At 54.0% G+C, this 13894-nt stretch carries 12 protein-coding genes; 11 read left to right on the top strand and 1 reads right to left on the bottom strand.

Annotated features, from left to right (window positions below):
- Positions 1 to 33 precede the first annotated feature (33 nt).
- A complete protein-coding gene (locus tag ACJMNB_RS08840) occupies positions 34 to 1887 on the top strand; it encodes a hypothetical protein (RefSeq protein WP_405341555.1) in 1854 nt (617 codons plus the stop codon).
- On the opposite strand, the gene ACJMNB_RS08835 is transcribed toward ACJMNB_RS08840, so the two are convergent.
- Positions 1888 to 2367, bottom strand: a complete 480-nt coding sequence (locus ACJMNB_RS08835; RefSeq protein ID WP_405341552.1) for a c-type cytochrome — start codon at positions 2365 to 2367, stop codon at positions 1888 to 1890.
- A 106-nt stretch (positions 2368 to 2473) separates the two neighbouring features.
- On the opposite strand from ACJMNB_RS08835, the gene ACJMNB_RS08830 reads away from it, so the two are divergent.
- The 10 genes from ACJMNB_RS08830 to ACJMNB_RS08785 all read left to right on the top strand — a co-directional run bounded on the left by ACJMNB_RS08830 (position 2474) and on the right by ACJMNB_RS08785 (position 13890).
- Positions 2474 to 3493 (top strand): GDSL-type esterase/lipase family protein, encoded by a 1020-nt coding sequence (locus ACJMNB_RS08830; protein WP_405341549.1) that lies wholly within the window; start codon positions 2474 to 2476, stop codon positions 3491 to 3493.
- A gap of 164 nt (positions 3494 to 3657) precedes the next feature.
- Entirely contained in the window at positions 3658 to 4947 is a 1290-nt protein-coding gene (locus ACJMNB_RS08825) for a GGDEF domain-containing protein (protein ID WP_405341546.1), read from the top strand.
- 12 nt (positions 4948 to 4959) lie between these two features.
- Complete coding sequence (locus tag ACJMNB_RS08820) at positions 4960 to 5367, top strand: hypothetical protein (RefSeq protein ID WP_405341543.1); 408 nt, start codon at positions 4960 to 4962, stop codon at positions 5365 to 5367.
- Between the two features lie 46 nt (positions 5368 to 5413).
- Positions 5414 to 6256 carry a TIGR02147 family protein gene (locus ACJMNB_RS08815; RefSeq protein WP_173653284.1) on the top strand — a complete coding sequence of 281 codons (843 nt, stop codon included), beginning with the start codon at positions 5414 to 5416 and terminating at the stop codon, positions 6254 to 6256.
- A complete protein-coding gene (locus ACJMNB_RS08810; RefSeq protein ID WP_405341540.1) occupies positions 6253 to 7971 on the top strand; it encodes a hypothetical protein in 1719 nt (572 codons plus the stop codon). The genes ACJMNB_RS08815 and ACJMNB_RS08810 overlap by 4 nt, the downstream gene beginning before the upstream one ends.
- Before the next feature lie 135 nt (positions 7972 to 8106).
- Complete coding sequence (locus ACJMNB_RS08805) at positions 8107 to 8994, top strand: polyprenyl synthetase family protein (RefSeq protein ID WP_405341536.1); 888 nt, start codon at positions 8107 to 8109, stop codon at positions 8992 to 8994.
- Positions 8994 to 10862, top strand: coding sequence for a 1-deoxy-D-xylulose-5-phosphate synthase (dxs, locus tag ACJMNB_RS08800; protein ID WP_405341533.1), 1869 nt, complete (start codon positions 8994 to 8996; stop codon positions 10860 to 10862). The genes ACJMNB_RS08805 and dxs overlap by 1 nt, the downstream gene beginning before the upstream one ends.
- On the top strand, positions 10859 to 12097 hold the full coding sequence (locus ACJMNB_RS08795) for a TrmH family RNA methyltransferase (RefSeq protein WP_405341530.1): 1239 nt from the start codon (positions 10859 to 10861) through the stop codon (positions 12095 to 12097). The genes dxs and ACJMNB_RS08795 overlap by 4 nt, the downstream gene beginning before the upstream one ends.
- Complete coding sequence (gene pyrF / locus ACJMNB_RS08790; RefSeq protein WP_405341527.1) at positions 12097 to 12990, top strand: orotidine-5'-phosphate decarboxylase; 894 nt, start codon at positions 12097 to 12099, stop codon at positions 12988 to 12990. The genes ACJMNB_RS08795 and pyrF overlap by 1 nt, the downstream gene beginning before the upstream one ends.
- A 3-nt stretch (positions 12991 to 12993) precedes the next feature.
- Positions 12994 to 13890 (top strand): hypothetical protein, encoded by an 897-nt coding sequence (locus ACJMNB_RS08785; protein WP_405341524.1) that lies wholly within the window; start codon positions 12994 to 12996, stop codon positions 13888 to 13890.
- Positions 13891 to 13894: the final 4 nt, after the last annotated feature.

Raw genomic sequence — 13894 nt, 5'->3', positions numbered from 1 at the left:
TCGATGTTTGATTTGAATGCTTTTTTTGAAGGGATGTCCAAACCGCTGCTTCGCAACGCACACGCGAAAGCATTTGGCCACAAGGGCTTGCTGAACAACGCCCTCATCCAAGACGAGACACTCGGTTTTTATAACGACAAGGATCGTGTTGCTGCACTGTTCCAGAAAATGGAACCGTGGCAGCGCAACTGCATGGTCCTGATTTACAATAGCGCATCCAGAGGCCTAACCTTTAACGAACTTCGCCTGACGGTTCCCGTAAGCAAGTGCCGCGACCTGCAGAACTTCTTGCTCGAAATGTGCCGCGAATATGTATTGTGGCGCAGTCCGTCCACAAACACCTCGGTGTATTACGGCTTCGCAAACTTCATTGACGTTTTCAGCACCCCGCTACAAGACGCCCCCGCAATAAAGGGCGCCGATGCATTCTACCAGAACCTGATCGACTGGCACATTTGCGAAGTTCTCGCTTTCGCCATGACTGGTGAACTCAAGGTCAACAACAGCAACCTGCTGCACCGCCGCAGTTACCAGATTTGCACAGACGCCTTCACCTCGGCAAAGCGCATTTCCGAAAAGGCCGCCGAAAACGAACTGTCCCTGATTTTCAATTTCCTGACTGGGAACGGTTGGCTGGAACAGGAAGACGCCTGCCTCGTCCCCACCGAGAAGGCCCTCGAATTTATCCGCAAGAACGGCTTCCGCCTGCACCAGGACCTTGTCTCCTGGTGGCTCAAGGAACGCTTCCGCGGCGACCGCAGCCATTGCATCCGCCTTCTGAAAATGCTGGACAAGCCGAAGACGGCCCCCACCGCGACTTCTATTTTCTGGGTACTGGATCCCACCTTCCGTCTGCAAGAAAAAGACGGACTGGTCGCATGGGATTACCTGCCCCGTCCGCTCCGCGAACTCTGGCTCTTGGGCCTTGTCCGCTTTACCATGGTGGGCGGAAAGATTGCCGCCGTCACCTTGGAACAGGCCGGCCGCGACTGGATTGAATCTTCCATCGCTTCCGTTCCGGAACAGAACATTTCTTGCCTGCCCAACTTCGAACTCATCGCCTCCACCGGAACCTCTCCGCGAGTGCTGTTGATGCTCGCCTGCCTGAGCAAGGTCGAAAACGACGAAGTGTATCTCCGGTTCTCCCTGAACCGTGAAAGCTACATTCGCGGTCTCAAGTGCGGCATCGCCGAATCCGAAATCGAAAATTTCAAGGGCTGGATCAAGCCTCCGGTCAACGTGGAATCCACCATTGCCGAATGGAATTCTTCTTACTACGGCGCCCGAGTGCAAACCGTCCGTTTGCTCAAAATCGAAAACGCCGACGTGTTGAACGAGCTTTCCCGTTTCCCGCAGTTCATGGAATGCACCAACGAATTTATTCCGGGTTACGGCTTTGTTCTGAATCCCGAAATGGAATCCCGCGCCTTCGACATTCTTACAAACTACGGCTACTGCCCCTTCGTGGAACGCAAGAACGTGAACCGCTCCAGCGCCCCCACCGAAGAATGGCGCAAGGACTTTGCCGCCGGCTGGCCCGAAGCGAAGGCCCCGGATTACGAGCTCAAGGACACCGCCAATTCCGAGACCTTGCAGACCGCGCTGAACTCCACCAAGTACGGCAACAACTACCAGAAACTGAGCACCTTCGACTTGGTCAAGGTATTGCGTTACGCCAAGACCGTAGGCGCCCTCATCGGAGCCAAGGTGAAGAACCCCACCAAGCGCGGCGAAAGCGAAGTCGAAAGGAATTTCTTCGTGCATGCCCTAAAGCTTGCCAAGTCTCCCCAGACCATCGAAATCCAGCCCTACGGAAGCGAAGTCCCCGAGCTGCTGGAACTTTCCTTTATCCAGGAAGTCAAGGTCTATAACGGACACCAGCCCTAGTCAAGGTAATGTCTGGGCAAAGCCAGCGATATCGATGAGGTCTTGCAATGGGAACTCGTCGATATAGGCTTCCATGCCCCGTTCCACATCACCAAAATTTATCTGGTACCAAAAAGTCGGCATGTCGTCGCGAGCGCGGTCCCCGATAAAGGCCGGTTTTTCGTAGTAGCGCGAAAAGTTGAAACGGTGGCCATCACCCCCATGGCAAGCCCTGCAATTCTGCATATAAAGTTTTTCGCCACGTTTGATGTCGGCACCCTTGATTTTGCCGTCTTTGTCCAACAGTTTGTAGACCAGCAATGCCATGCGGGCGTCTTCCCTGGTAAGGGTATCACCCGGAGAACCCGGCTCAGGCTTCTGTAAAGCGGCAGTCTCTTTTGCAGGAACAACGTCTTCACCTGCGAAGGCAGAAACGCCCAGCAGCAGCCCGTAGGTGGTTACAAAAAGAACCGCCAATGATTTCGCCCGCCTAGAGATCATGGCCAGAATTTAGTAATATTCTTACATGCGTTGTTTGAATTGGATTTACTCGGCATTGGCGGGTTGCGCCCTTTTGTCGTCATTTTCTTTTGGAGCGGAGGTCTCCGTGAACGAGTTTTCTAAGAACCTGTTGTTTAGCGGCCGATGGGAACACGGCAAGGAATACAGCCGTACAAGCGCCCCTGCCGCCATGGTACAGTTTAAGGCAGCGGCAAAATCACTGGAATTCGAATTGGAAGGCGAAGCCAGGTTCCGCGTAGACGAAGACGGCAAGGAAATCGCCGTATTTACAACAAATTCTCGCAATGTGTATAAAGTAAAAACGACCGGCAGTGCAGGTTCGCACGCTTATCGCCTGATCAAGATCAGCGAAAGCAACCCCGGCGGCGTTCACCTATACAGAGTAGCCACCGACAAATCGGGCAAGTTCGAGGAACCCCCGAAACAGGGCAACCGTCGAATCGAATTCATCGGAGACTCCTTTACGGTGGGCTTCGGCAACGAAGGCCAGAACGGCCAGGACGAATCCCTGGTGTTCGAAAAGACCAACGCCTCCAAGAGCTACGCCTTCCTGATTGCCGACGGCTACAAGGCAGACTTCCAGGTCAACGCCTTCAGCGGACGCGGCCTCGTGCGCAACTATGACAATATCGTGCCGGAATGGCCGATTCCCCGCCTATACGATTTCACCGTCCCGGGCGAAGCTCCCGGCGACCTCGCCAACGGCATCGCCGAATCTTCCATCCGCTACGATTTCAACACTTTCCATCCTCAGGTCATAGTCCTTTTCATTGGAATCAACGACTTTCAGGGGAATCCGCCCTATGCAAAGCATGAAACCTTCAAGAAGGCATACGCAGAACTTCTGGATAAGCTACGCAAGGCCCATCCGGGAGTCAAGTTCCTGCTTTTGTCCACCAAGGTATGGCCCAATGACGACTTGACCCCCACCGTGAAGGCGATTTACGACGCCCAAAAGGCCGCCGGCAAGACCGACTTGGAGTTCATGACCCTTACGACTGCAAATGTGGGACTCCTGGGACACCCTGACATACATTCTCACGAAGACATGGCAAAGGCCATTCGACCCGTGGTCGGACGCCTGGGAAGGTGGCTCTCTCGCTAAAATTATCCTACAAACGGGCTTTTTTTTACATATTTATGTCTTAGAGCGCACACTTTTTTGATGCGCATATTGCTTTTTTTCTCTTTTTTGTATATTTAATTTGAGGATTTTGGCAGGTTACACCTATGTCTAGGATACTTGAGAAGATATACGTTTTGTTCAGGATGAACATTCTGATTTTTGTGCTTTTGGCAATCACGGTCATAGCACTTTTTGCGCATCAGAATGGACTAGACGTTATTGAGCCTTTGTACCTGCACGACTATCCGTACCTCATTGCAGAAACGGACTCTGCAGACGGTGGTGCATCGGCGGTTAAACTCTCCCGTACCGATTCCTCCATCATCGTAGACTACGAACTTAAGGAAGGCTACGCCTACCCCTACGTGGGCGTCAAGATTTTCCTTGGCGACGGCAAGACCCGCGGCAAGGACCTTTCCAAGTTCGACAGCATTTTTGTCTGGGTGAAGCCCCGTGGCGAAGGAACCGTGCGTCTCTACATGCGCGGCTACGACAGCACCTTCTCCCGCCCCGACGACGAACTGTCCCTCAAGTTCAACGAAATTGAATTCTTCCCCCTGGAAGAAACCTACCCCGCCGTGTTCGTTCCGCAGGAATTCCGCGTAGCAAGCTGGTGGGTGGCACAGAACGAAATCAACGTCCACAACGCAAGGGTCGACCTTTCCAACGTCCCCCTAATCGAAATCCAAACGGGCACCAACGCTCCGCTCGGTTACGGAACCCTGGAAATCAAGGGCCTCTGCTTCAAGGGCAAGAAGATTTCTAAGGCGGAACTTTCGACGGCACTCGTGGCCCTCTGGTTCATCACCTTCTTCGTGATCCTCATGATCCGCTTCTTCGACTACAGCCGCGAACGCACGGCCAGCAGGAAAAAGCGCGAAGAACTGGAAAAGAACCTGCGCGCCCTGGAAATCGAAAAGAGCGAATACGAAAAGTCCAGCAAGGAAGACCCCCTTACGGGTTGCCTCAACCGTGCGGGCTTTAGCAGCGTGCTGATGCGCGAACAGGAAAACCTGCAAAAGAACGACAGCCCGGTGTCCTTCGTGATTTTGGATATCGACCACTTCAAGCATGTGAACGACACCTACGGTCACATGGTGGGCGACGAAGTCCTGGTGAACCTCGCAAAGCTCATCCAGAGCAAGATCCGCAATACCGACGCCCTGGTGCGTTGGGGTGGCGAAGAATTCGTGATCCTGTGCGGCGACACGCCGATCCAGAACGCCCAGTTCCTTGCCGAAAAGCTCCGTATGGCCATCGAGAACACCCAGCTGATCAAGCAGCAGAAGGTCACCTGCTCCTTCGGTATCGCCGAAATGATTGCTGGCGAAGACCCGAAGCGCCTGTTCGAACGCGCCGACAAGGCCCTTTACGCCTCCAAGGAAAATGGCCGTAACCGCGTCACCAGCGCAACGTTCCGCCATACTCGTTAGTTCATTGGGACTATGAAAAACGTCATTGCGAGCGCAGCGAAGCAATCCATAGTCACGTTTTTCTTGTTAATCGCTCTTGTCTTATTTGGCTGTGCAAAGCACGACCTTGAAGCAGATTTCAAGCCGCTCCAGATGCATTGGATCTTGGCCCAGGGCGAAGACGAATCCCAAATTCCCCGCAAGGACGACTGTGTGATTTTGCTCACGGCCCGTCTCATGGCGGAATCTCCGGTCCAGGCCTCCAACGTAGGCGAACTGAGCTACGAAGTCACCTACGGACGCAGCGCCAAAAACAGCGAAATTGTCGAATTTGAAGGAATTTGCAGGGATTTATCCATAATGGACAAGCCGGAATGCCGCTGGAGTGCCACCTGCGACGAGGACCTCAAAATCGTTGTAAAGTTCCACAACGGAGATTAAATTCCCCGCATAGGCTTTTGATAGTCAATGATTTATCTTTATAGTTATGAAGAAGATTTTTGAATACACGGACTATCGCGAATGGCTGAGGGATGCTTTTGAGGATTTTAAGCAACGGAAGACTGTCATTTCCTGGCGCTACATGGCCATGAAAATGGGAGCCGACCCCGGCAACCTCCTTCGCGTATCGCAGGGCAAGATCCACTTGCCCCTTAGTCTGATTCAGCCCGCTGCAGAATTCTTCGAACTTGAAGGCAAAGAAGCCGACTATTGGGCCGAAATGGTGTATTTCGGTCGCGCCAAGACCGACGCCGACGCCCTGCAACACTACGAGCGCATGCAAGCCTTGAAAGGCGTTTCTCTTAAGTTGTTGCAAAAGAAGGAACTTGAATTTTATCGTCATTGGTATTACAATGCCATACGTTCGGTAATCGGCATTTGCAAGTTCAAAGACGACTACCAGGGGCTTGCCGAGAGCTGCACCCCGAACATTACCGAGAAAGAGGCCCGCGACGCAGTCAAGCTCCTCGCCGACCTCAACATGATTTCGACCGACCGCGACGGCTACTGGAAGGTGAACGACACCTTCGTAAGCACCGGCGGAAACTGGCGTTCCCAGGCAGTCCGAGCCTTCCAGCACGAGACCATCCGCCTCGCCGACGAATCCCTGGACAGGCACCAGCCCTTCCTCAGGGACATCAGCACGGTCACCATGACTTTTTGCATGGACGATATCCAGCTCTTGCGCGAAAAGATTAACGCTTTCCGCGAAGATTTACTACGTTTATCTCAGGAAGGAACGGATGACGACACGGTATTCCAGTTGAACATCCAGATGTTCCCCCTGGCGTTTACCAAACCTCTAAAGGAAAAGGAGAAAGAAAAATGAGAAAATCGCTCTTTCTTTTGCCTTTGCTGTCGCTGACTGCGGCGGGTTTGGTTGCGTGTTCCAACAAAGAAGACGTCGCTGGCGGACCGGGTAGCATTACCACGAACGGCATTGCCCTTGTCGATGGGCAGCCCGCGTCTTATGCAACGGTAGCACTCCGTAAAGTGGACTATAGGGAAAAGTCTGCTGTCGAAGTGAACGCCCTGGTAAATGCAGATACCTATGCCGACGAAAAAGGTAACTTCAAGGTTGACATTCCCGCCGACGGCAAATATCGCTTGACCGTCGCACACGATGGCGTTGCATACTCCAGGGTAGTGACCCGTGGCGAATTTGCCGAATTGGGCGTTTCGCAGAAGCCCGATACAGTGCTCCTTGAACCGACCGCAGTCCTTGCCGGTGTCGTAGATATCCCTGAAGGATCTTCTGCGGTGTGGGTTGGCATTATGGGTACCGACGTCTTGGTGAAAACCGACGAGTCCGGCTGGTTTGCACTTTCGTCTATTCCGGCGAACGATTCCTTGCAGCTCTATTTCTACAACGAAAGCTACAACAAGAGCTTGGGTGAAAAGGAACTCTTTGTTACCCCGATGGAATCCATTATGCAGGATTACCGCACCGAGGTCAAGGTCCCAGAAGACACGACGACTCAGGATACCACCGAACAGGATACGGTTGATCCTGAAAAACTGCCGCAAGTTCTGGCACTCCTCAAGGACGGCACACCTGCCACGTACGCAACGGTTGCCCTCCGCGCAGCCGATGCCAAAGTCAAGGATTACGCCGTGCAGAACACCATGGTGGAATCTGACCTGCACGCCGACAAGAACGGACGATTCGATATGGAATGGCCCAGTTCCGGTAGCTACCGCTTGACAGTTGCCAAGGACGGCTTTGCATATTCGAAGGTTTACAACGCAAAGGATCTAGCCAAGCTCGACACGCTCCGCTTGGAAGCAACCGCTTCCGTTTCGAGCAAAGTAACACTCCGTTCCGGTGAAGAATTCCTGTGGGTAGGCGTTTATGGCCTTGACTTGTTGGTCAAGACAAATAATGTAGGCTCCTACGTGTTGCCCAGCGTCCCTGCAAAGGATTCACTCGACATCTACTTTATAACGCCTGATAGCACAAAGAGCCTCTATGCCGAATGGAAGACGATAGCCGACCCGTATAACACCAAGTTCACAAACCCCGTAATGACGCTGCAGGACTTTGAAGGTGGCTTTGACGGCTGGTATGTGAATACGGACGCACTTTTCAAGGGAACGACTCTCACTCCGGCAAAGAACGTCGCAGATGGCGTGGTATACGATTCTACCCGCAAGTCAAAGGTTTTCCACGGCAAGTATAAACTCGCCGATGACGATTACGCCTGGGTGCTTGTCGGAACAATGTTTGAATACGAGATGAATTTCTCGGCAATCGATTCTGTGGTGTTCTACGCCAAGGGCGACGGAAACATTCGCCTCTCGCTTGAAAACTACATCAACGATACCAAGAGCCTGAAGGCCGCTACCGATTGGATGCCGCTTTCCAAGGACTGGAATCGCATCAGCGTAAACCCGGCAGAGCTCTGCGTGGGTAACGCCAAGACGGAAACCTGCTTTACCTCTTGGAGCGGCGTGAAAAACGTGGTCAAGCAGCTCCACATTTTCCCGCAGGACGGCACCGAATTCTACATCGATGACATGACCCTCTACGGCGCCTTGTTCTAAGGGACAAATACAATTTTATTACATGAGAAAGCCGCCCCGAAAGGGCGGTTTTTTAAGTGATTTTTCGCTTATGGCGGCCTTGTTTTGGCATGTATCGACTTGTTAACAATGGCGAAATTAAGTATCTTTGTACTTATGGAAAATCTTGAAAAAGAAGCCTCTATTGCTCTTGATTACCTTTCCCGCATCTCCAAGGAAGCGGAAAAGAAGTTTGAAGAATTTTTGCCCCCTGTAGCCGACCGTCCGGAAAGGCTCCACGAGGCCATGCGTTACTCGATGTTTGCCGGTGGAAAGAGACTCCGCCCGGCCCTTGTACGTGCCGCTTTCGATATGTTCGGCGGTACGGGCAAATCGGTGGACTACGCCATGAGCGCCCTGGAAATGCTCCACACGTTCTCGCTGATCCACGATGACCTCCCCTGCATCGACAACGACGACTTTAGACGCGGAAAGCCCACGAGCCACAAGCAGTTTGGCGAAGCCACCGCCGTCATGGCTGGCGATGCCCTTTGCATCTTGGCATTTGAACTGATGGGCAAGACCGGCAACGCCAAAGCTATCGAAGTTCTGGCACACCTGCTGGGCACCTACGGCATGATTGGTGGCGAAATGATTGACATCGAATGCGAAGGCAAGAAGGTGGACCTGGAAATTGTCGACTACATCCATTACCACAAGACGGCAGCCCTGATTGAGGCCTCTTTGGAAGTGGGTGCACGCCTCGCCAACGCAAGCGAAGACGACATCAAGATTATTCGCAATTACGGCCGTTCCATTGGCCTTGCGTTCCAGATTGTGGATGACATTCTGGACATCGTGTCGACCACCGAAGAACTGGGCAAAGATGCCGGATCCGACATCGAAAAGGGTAAGGCCACTTACCCGGCACTCGTGGGCCTCGACAAGTCCCGCGAACGCGCGCACGAGCTCTACCAGGAATCCCTCAAGGCACTGGATGCCCTCAAGTGCGACACCAAGATTCTGCGTTCTATTGCCGCATTCATCATTACCAGGGTTAACTAATGGACCTTAAGAATATCAAGTCCCCCCAGGACATAAAGCATTGCTCTGTCGAGGAGCTTTATCACCTGGCGTCGCAGATCCGCGAGACCATTATCGGTCAAGTGGCTAAGCATGGCGGTCACCTGGCCTCTAGCCTGGGTGTGGTGGAACTGACGCTTGCTCTGCATTATGTGTTTAACGCCCCCGATGACAAGATCGTGTGGGATGTGGGACACCAGGCTTACGTTCATAAGCTCTTGACGGGACGTTTTGACCGTTTCGATACGCTGCGCCAGCAAGGCGGCATTTCTGGATTTTTGAAGAGAAACGAAAGCGAGTACGATTGCTTTGGCGCAGGACACGCGACGACTTCTATTTCGGCGGCACTTGGCTTTGCCGTGGCACGCGACCACTTTAAGCGCAAGAACAGCGTAGTGGCCGTGATTGGCGACGGTTCCATGACCGGCGGTATGGCCTACGAGGCCATGGACAACGCAGGCCTTTCGAACCAGAACATGACAATCATCTTGAACGACAACAAGATGAGCATCGCCCCGAACGTGGGTAATTTCAGCCGCTACCTGAACCGCGTGATTTCGGACCCGGTCTACAACAAGATGCGTTCTGACCTGGATCGCCTCATGACGCGTCTCCCGGGCGTTCTTGGAACCCGTTTCCGCGACCTGTTCTTGCAGGCGGAGCGCGCCGCTAAGACGGCCGTGAAACCGGGACGTTTCTTCGAAGACCTCGGCATCCGTTACTTCGGCCCCATCGATGGCCACGACATCAACGAACTCATTATGTTGTTGCAGCGCGTCAAGGAACAGCCGGGCCCCTGCCTGGTTCACGTCTTGACCGAAAAGGGCCGCGGCCTGGACGCTGCGGTAAAGAACCCGACCAAGTGGCACGGCATTGGACCTTTCGACCCCGAAAGCGGGCTTCCGCTTTCTCCGGGGAGTCCGAACCCCTCGCTGACGCACGTGTTCGGAAAGACGCTATTGGAACTAGCAAAGAAGGACGAACGCATTATCGGCATTACGGCCGCCATGCCCACGGGCTGCGGCTTGGATATCGTCGCCCAGGAATTGCCCGACCGCGTGATCGACGTGGGCATTGCCGAAGAACATGCGCTGACATTTGCGGCAGGCCTCGCCTGCGCCGGCGTAGTACCGGTAGTCGCAATCTATTCGAGCTTCATGCAGCGCGCCTACGACCAGATCATGCACGACATCGCCTTGCAGAACCTGCATGTGGTGATGGTACTTGACCGTGCGGGGCTGGTAGGAGCCGACGGCCCTACCCACCATGGCGCGTTCGACTTGTCATTCTTGCGTACGGTGCCGGGTATTACCATCTTGGCTCCCAGCAACGAAAACGAACTGCGCGACATGGTACGCGCGGCTATCGACATGAAGGGACCTGTCGCGATTCGATATCCGCGCGGCACCGCCCTGGAAGAGCACCTGAAACCCGCTCCCGAAACCGTGGACGTGAAGCTCCCGAAGGTCTTGGAAGAAGGCAAGGACATCTTGCTCCTGGGTGCAGGCTTCATGACAAACGAACTTAAGAAGACCGCGAAGGTTCTCCGCGAAAACGGCAAGAGTGCAACTGTTGTCGACGCCCGCGTGATCAAGCCTTTGGATACCGAAACATACCGCAAGCTCTTTGAAAGCCACAAGACGATTGTGACCCTCGAAGACAATACGCTGGTGGGTGGTTTTGGTTCTGCAGTCGCCGAACTGATTGCGGACTTGGGTCTTGAAGGCAAGCGCTTGCTGCGCTTTGGTCTGCCCGACCATTTTGTGGAACAGGGTGAAATTCCTGCCTTGTTCAAGCTTTTGAAAATTGACGGAGAATCCGTCGCCAAACAAATCATGGAAAAAGTATGAGCGAAGAAAATAAAAACCGCACCGTAAAAGTGACTCTGGACCGTAAGTTCGGAGTGAGCGAAAAGCCTGAACGTCGTCCGCGCCGTGACGATGACCGCGAAGAACGCGGTGGCCGTGATGGTCGTTCTTTCGACCGTGGCGAACGTAAGTTTGGCGACCGTAAACCGTTTGGTGATCGTGGCGATCGCCGCGAAGGCCGCTTTGACCGTGAACGCCGTCCGCGTCGCGACGGTGATGACCGTGGCTCCTTCGGAGGCCGCGAAGGTCGCCGTCCGTTTGGCGAACGTTCCGGAAACCGTTTTGGCGACCGTCGCCCGCGCCGCGAATTTGCAAGCGCCGGTGCTCCGATTTACCGCCAGCGTCCTGAAGAACAGAAGGAAGAAGTGGAAGAAGTATTGGACGAAGCCGCACTCGAAGCACGCGTGGCCCAGGCTGAAGCTTCTGAAGATTCCAACTTCAACCCGCCTTGGTTCAAGCGCCTCCTGGCCCTCACCACCGAAAAGGGTCGCGAACGCGAAGGCCGTTTCCTTGGCGAAGGCGTGCATGTGGTGCAGGAACTTGTGAGCCACCACCGCGAACTCGTGATTGGCGTCTACGTGACCGAAGCCTTTAATGACGAAGGCCTGATCGAAGCCATCAACGAAGCCGAAATCAAGATTAACGTGCTCACCGACGAACAGATGAAGCGTCTGTCTTCTACGGTGACCACCCAGGGCGTGATTGCTGTCGCTCGCATTGCAAGCAAGAAGCCGGTTTATGAATCTAGCCGCAGCGTGATTACGCTGGTGGATGCCGTGCAGGATCCGGGTAACCTCGGTACGCTTTTCCGCACGAGCCTCGGCTTTGGTTCCGACGGTATGATTCTTGGTCGCGGTACCGTGAGCCCGTTCAACCCGAAGGTTGTCCGTGGTTCCTCGGGCACTTTCCTCCGCGTGCCTTTTGAATTCGACGTGGATCTGGTGGACCAGATTAACTTCTTGCGCAGCAAGGGTTACACCATTATCGCTACTGATCTGCATGCCAAGCAGTCTCTGCGCCAGATTCCGCAGAACAAGCTCCGCAAGATGGCATTCCTCGTGGGTAACGAAGGTGCAGGCACCAACCCGTACTTCATTGAACTTGCCGACGAAACGGTGAAGATCCCCATGAGCAGCGAACTCGAATCTCTGAACGTCGCTGTCGCCCACGGTATCCTTAGCTACGAAGCCGCCCAGATTCAAGAGGACCTTAAGTAATGAACTTCCAGGCTCGTCTCGAAGAACGTATCGCCAAGTGCGGTAACCCGATTTGTCTCGGCATGGATCCGGTCATGAAGTTGATTGACCCGTGCTGTGCAAACGGTACTGCCGAAGACAAGATCAAGCGTTTCTATTCCGACATTTTGGAATGCTGCCTCAAGCGTAACGTGACGCCCGCCGTGGTGAAGCCCAACAGCGCTTACTACGAATGCGTGAGCGTGCAGGCCATGCTCGTGCTGCAGCAGCTGATTGTCGATTATCGCAGTGCCGGCATTCCCGTGATTCTGGATGCCAAGCGTGGCGACATCGGTAAGTCTAGTGCCGCTTACGCAACCGCCGCTTATGACGTGTACAAGGCCGATGCCGTGACGGTGTCTCCTTGGATGGGTGCCGATTCCGTGGGTCCGTTCATTCGCGAAAATTCTGAAAACGGCGCCTACGTGTTGCTGCGCACCAGCAACAAGGGCGCCCATGACTTCCAGGATTTGCCGGTGGTCCGCAGTGACGATCCGCGCGACACTGCAGAAGCTTTCTATTCTGTGGCCGACAAGATTATGGAATGGGACGGCTCCCTCGGTTACCTCGGCGCCGTGGTCGGTGCAACCCACCCCGAAGAGCTTGAAAAGATTACGGCTTACACCGTTGCCCACAAGCATGAAATTCCGTTCCTGATTCCGGGCGTTTCGATTCCTGGTGTTCCGGGCGGTCAGGGCGGCGATGCAAAGACAGTTCTTACGGCTATCGCCAACGGTGGCGGCAAGCGCAAGTTCCACGTGCTCAACAGCTCCAGCGGCTTGAACTTTGCCTACCAGCGTAGCGGAAAACCCGAGAACTTCGCAAGCGATTGCGTAGACGCTCTCGAAAAACTCGCCGAGGCTTGCCAGTTCTAAGTTATGCGTTTTCTTGCAGCCATCATCGTTGCTATCGCGATTATCGCAGCGGCTTTCCATTTCGCGAAGCCGCTTCCCGGTACGAACTTCGACGAGTCATTCTTGCCGAAGGCATCGACGGTGCATTATGTGGCTGCAGGGCATGACGCATCGGTGGCAGGGCTCTTCTGGATCAAGGGCCTTACTGAACTGGGCGAAAGCTACCTGACCGGAAAGGAATATGCCTACCTGGGTCATGTGGCAGAACTCTCTACCAGTCTGGATTCCCTGTTCTACACGCCCTATTACTTTGTGGGCGGCGTGACTCCGATTGATGCTCCCGATACTTCGGACTTCTCGGTACTGCGTCGCGCCAGTCGCGTGTATCCCGAAAAGTGGAGACTGTCCCTGTACTATGCCCTTCGCCTTGCCCGCGGCCCCTACCCCAACAAAACGGAAGCCGCCAACGTGATGCGCAAGTATTTCGATAGCCCGGATTCTACGATTCCCGATCACATCCGCACCATCTACCGTACCTTCGAGCTGGATTCCATGCAGACGGAAACAGCCCTCGAAACCATCCTCAACGATGTGATGCAGCCGCGCTTCAAGAAGTTCCGCAAGAGTTTCTATACCAAGATTACCAAGTTGCTCGGTTACAATTTCTTCGGCAAGGATCTAGAAAAGGAAGCCGATTATCAGAAAATCAAGGCCCTCGTCGATGGCATGGCCGACGGCAAGATCCACCCGGCAATCGTTTACCGTGAACTCCTCGCCATGAAGAAGATTCAAGACGAAAAGCTTGCGGAAGAAACCAAGGCTAAAGAAGCCGCAGCCGATTCTACAGCAGCGTCGGATACGACAGCAGTAATCGATACAACCGCCGCAGTCAATACTCCGGCAGACAGTTCTACAAATTAATTTG

This window comes from Fibrobacter sp., assembly GCF_045131395.1.
Taxonomy (GTDB): Bacteria; Fibrobacterota; Fibrobacteria; order Fibrobacterales; family Fibrobacteraceae; genus Fibrobacter.
This window is presented reverse-complemented; position numbering and strand designations above follow the sequence as displayed.

Excerpts from the sequence above, each read along its gene's own strand:
- ACJMNB_RS08840 (WP_405341555.1), top strand. The coding sequence starts at position 34 with ATGTCCAAACCGCTGCTTCGCAACGCACACGCGAAAGCATTTGGCCAC.
- ACJMNB_RS08835 (WP_405341552.1), bottom strand. The coding sequence starts at position 2,367 with ATGATCTCTAGGCGGGCGAAATCATTGGCGGTTCTTTTTGTAACCACC.
- ACJMNB_RS08825 (WP_405341546.1), top strand. The coding sequence starts at position 3,658 with ATGAACATTCTGATTTTTGTGCTTTTGGCAATCACGGTCATAGCACTT.
- ACJMNB_RS08820 (WP_405341543.1), top strand. The coding sequence starts at position 4,960 with ATGAAAAACGTCATTGCGAGCGCAGCGAAGCAATCCATAGTCACGTTT.
- ACJMNB_RS08815 (WP_173653284.1), top strand. The coding sequence starts at position 5,414 with ATGAAGAAGATTTTTGAATACACGGACTATCGCGAATGGCTGAGGGAT.
- ACJMNB_RS08810 (WP_405341540.1), top strand. The coding sequence starts at position 6,253 with ATGAGAAAATCGCTCTTTCTTTTGCCTTTGCTGTCGCTGACTGCGGCG.
- ACJMNB_RS08805 (WP_405341536.1), top strand. The coding sequence starts at position 8,107 with ATGGAAAATCTTGAAAAAGAAGCCTCTATTGCTCTTGATTACCTTTCC.
- dxs (WP_405341533.1), top strand. The coding sequence starts at position 8,994 with ATGGACCTTAAGAATATCAAGTCCCCCCAGGACATAAAGCATTGCTCT.
- ACJMNB_RS08795 (WP_405341530.1), top strand. The coding sequence starts at position 10,859 with ATGAGCGAAGAAAATAAAAACCGCACCGTAAAAGTGACTCTGGACCGT.
- pyrF (WP_405341527.1), top strand. The coding sequence starts at position 12,097 with ATGAACTTCCAGGCTCGTCTCGAAGAACGTATCGCCAAGTGCGGTAAC.
- ACJMNB_RS08785 (WP_405341524.1), top strand. The coding sequence starts at position 12,994 with ATGCGTTTTCTTGCAGCCATCATCGTTGCTATCGCGATTATCGCAGCG.